We start from the raw sequence: 1459 nt of genomic DNA, 5'->3' as shown, positions 1-1459 counted from the left end.
CCGTGATGGTGCGCATGGGCGGGCGTGTGGCGTCAGGCTTCGAGAGCCTTCAGCAGCGGCTGGACACCGAGGATGCTGATTATCCGCTTCAGGTTGTAGGCCAGCACGTGCAGGCTCATCTCGGTTTTGACCTTCTCCAAGGTCTTCATCAGGAAGTGCGTGCTGCCCATCCAGGCCTTGATGGTCCCGAACGGATGCTCCACCGTCTGCCGCCTGATCGTCATGGCCTCCGGCATCCGCTCCAGCCGAGCCTGCATCCGGTCAAGCACATCCTCATGCTGCCAGCGCTTTTACCCGCTTGTGCGTGTCCGGCGTGCAGCGGGGCTTGAGGGCACAGCTCGAACAGGCGGTCAGATTCCGGTAATGATCGATATTGTCCCGGCGATCTGAACGCACCTTGCCCTTGGTCAGGTGCTGGCCCGCCGGGCAGGTGTAGTGGTCCTGCTCGGCGTCGTAGATGAAGTCCTGCCCGGTGAAGAGACCGCGCTTGGTGTTGCCGGAGGTCAGCGTCTTGGGAACATAGGGCAGGACACCGCTGCCCTCGCAGGCCAGCACCTCGTCACCGTTGTAGGAGCCCCGATCCGCCAGCACGGTGAGTTCCTCACACGCCATTCCGTCCCGGGCGTGTTGCCCCATCGCCAGCAGTTGCGTGCGGTCATTGCCGACATTGGTCACCTCGTGCGCCACGATGAGATGATGCTCGGCCTCCACCGCCATCTGGACGTTGTTGCCCACAAGGCCGGTGCCCTTGCCGCTGGTGGCCATCGAGCGGGCGTCCGGATCGGTCAGAGAGATCTGCTGGTCGGGCGCGGCCTCGACCTGCTGGCCCATGTCTTTGAGGGCTTGCATCTGCCGGCGCAGGCCCTTGATCTTCTCCTTGAGCCGGCTGGTGCGGGCCTCGGCCACATCGTTGTCCTGCCGGTCGGCCCGATCCAGAGCTGCCAGGTAGCGGGCAATACTGGCCTCGACCTGCTCGATGCGCTTGGCCACCTTGGCGACGGTAAAGTTGACGGTAAAGTTCTTGTCACGGTTGTTGACCGCCTTGAACTTGGATCCGTCGATGGCCACCACCCGCCCGGGTGAACAGGTTGAGCTGCCGACACAGCACGACAAACTGCGCGCAGGCGGCCCGGATGGCTGGTCCATTGTCGCGGCGGAAGTCAGCGATGGTCTTGAAGTCGGGCCTCAGCCGGCCAGTGAGCCAGATCAGCTCGAGGTTGCGCTGGGTCTCGCGTTCCAGGCGGCGGCTGGAGGGGAGGCGGTTGAGATAGCCGTAGATGTAGATCTTGAGCAGGGTGGCGGGATGGGATGATGGGCGGCCCGTCACCTCCGGCACCACGCCGGCAAAGCCCAGGGCCGCGAGGTCCAACTCGTCGATGAAGGCCTCAACAATCCGAACCGGATTGTCTTCGCTCACATAGTCATCCAGGCAGTCAGGAAGCAGGGTCGCCTGCCGACG

The 1459-nt window shown here is 63.9% G+C and carries 1 pseudogene; it reads right to left on the bottom strand.

The features are described from left to right. Positions 1–32 precede the first annotated feature (32 nt). A pseudogene (locus DDF70_RS36200) lies at positions 33–1459 on the bottom strand (IS1182 family transposase); the annotation flags it as partial.

Origin of the sequence: Microvirga calopogonii (genome assembly GCF_003347665.1) — a bacterium.
GTDB lineage: Bacteria > Pseudomonadota > Alphaproteobacteria > Rhizobiales > Beijerinckiaceae > Microvirga > Microvirga calopogonii.
Note: the sequence above shows the minus strand (reverse complement) of the source record. Positions and strands in the feature narration are given on the sequence as shown.